Raw genomic sequence first — 1,199 nt, forward strand, 5'->3', positions numbered from 1 at the left:
TCAGGATTAGGGTACTTTTCTTTCAGCGCGTTAATACCCCGTTCTACCTCAAATGAGCCTTCCAGGGCAGCGCTCTGGTGCGCGACAGTATGATAAAAATGATCCAGCAACTTTGAACTATAAGGTTTATGCTGCCAGTGAGTTTCAAGAACCTCAGGACACATTAATGACAATTCACCCCGAACTCTAAATTGCTGTAGTAGCGAAGGATAGAAAAATAGCAGTTCTACCTTCGCCTCGTTTAAATGTAGTAGGTTCTTTTGGGCAAGTTTGTTCACAAACAGTACACAACTATCTGCATTGATTTCGCGTACGACCAAGGTGCGCATTCTTGGTTGAGACGCATCATTTTGCTCGAGTGTCGCGAGTGTGCAATATTTAGCACTGGGGTCCTGGTTTTGCTTGGCCTCTTGCCTAGCGTTCATCAACAAAGTCATAGGTTGATATTCAGTCATAAACTCTTCGCCCTGTTAATCTACGTAACCACTGCCAATAGCACTAAAGGGAAGCTCCAAGCCCAGTTCGGGCACCTGCGCTGCTATCCAAGCTGGAAAGGTGTTGCTGTTCGGGCCAGGAAAAACTTTATACTCGTTAGCCCAGGGGTAACGTTCAGCTAAAGCAACTATTTCTTCGATCAACTCTTCTGCTTCGTCACCTCGCTTATCCAAAAGAATTTGGGGCTGACTACCAAACCAATACCTATCAGGAATATCATTCTCGACTCTCAACACAGACAGTCCTCGTTTGGCACGCCAACCTATCACTTCAAGAACGGTATATTCAGAAGCATCTCTTGCTTTCACCGCAATCCAAGTATGTATCGCAAACCAACCTCGCCACCCCCATGCATCGGCACCATATACCTGAATAACCGCTTCGGGAGTTTCGGTAGACAAAGGGGCGAGCCCGGAAGAGTCTCTAGACGCTTCTCGCCAGCTTCCCGTGCTGCACCCCACCGCTAACACACTGAAAAGTATCATACTAAATTGAATCAATGCCTTAATGGTAAACATCGTCTATTTCCCCGTTATCTTCTCCGTAAAAACAAGACCTTAGTCTTACAAGCACTGGGCTTACAAACAACACGCCTTTTCCTGGCCCGAACAGCAACACCTTTCCAGCTTGGATAGCAGCGCAGGTGCCCGAACTGGGCTTGGAGCTTCCCTTTAGTGCTATTGGCAGTGGTTACGTAGATTAAC

Annotated in this window: 2 protein-coding genes and 1 pseudogene; 1 reads left to right on the forward strand and 2 read right to left on the reverse strand. The window is 46.9% G+C overall.

Annotation, left to right across the window (positions count from 1 at the left end; all coding sequences use genetic code 11):
* Positions 1 to 455: pyridoxamine 5'-phosphate oxidase family protein (locus A3763_RS04490; protein WP_068759916.1), on the reverse strand; the 455-nt coding region annotated here is incomplete at its 3' end.
* A gap of 15 nt (positions 456 to 470) precedes the next feature.
* On the reverse strand, positions 471 to 1,013 hold the full coding sequence (locus A3763_RS04495) for a DUF3750 domain-containing protein (RefSeq protein ID WP_068510196.1): 543 nt from the start codon (positions 1,011 to 1,013) through the stop codon (positions 471 to 473).
* A gap of 86 nt (positions 1,014 to 1,099) precedes the next feature.
* Here A3763_RS04495 and A3763_RS27315 point away from each other — a divergent pair.
* Positions 1,100 to 1,198, forward strand: a pseudogene (locus A3763_RS27315) (DUF3750 domain-containing protein); the annotation flags it as partial.
* Between the last annotated feature and the right edge of the window lies 1 nt (position 1,199).

It is taken from the genome of Oleiphilus sp. HI0128 (assembly GCF_001635365.1).

Bases quoted from the DNA above. Each gene is read 5' to 3' on its own strand.
- A3763_RS04495 (WP_068510196.1), bottom strand. From the start codon at position 1,013: ATGTTTACCATTAAGGCATTGATTCAATTTAGTATGATACTTTTCAGT.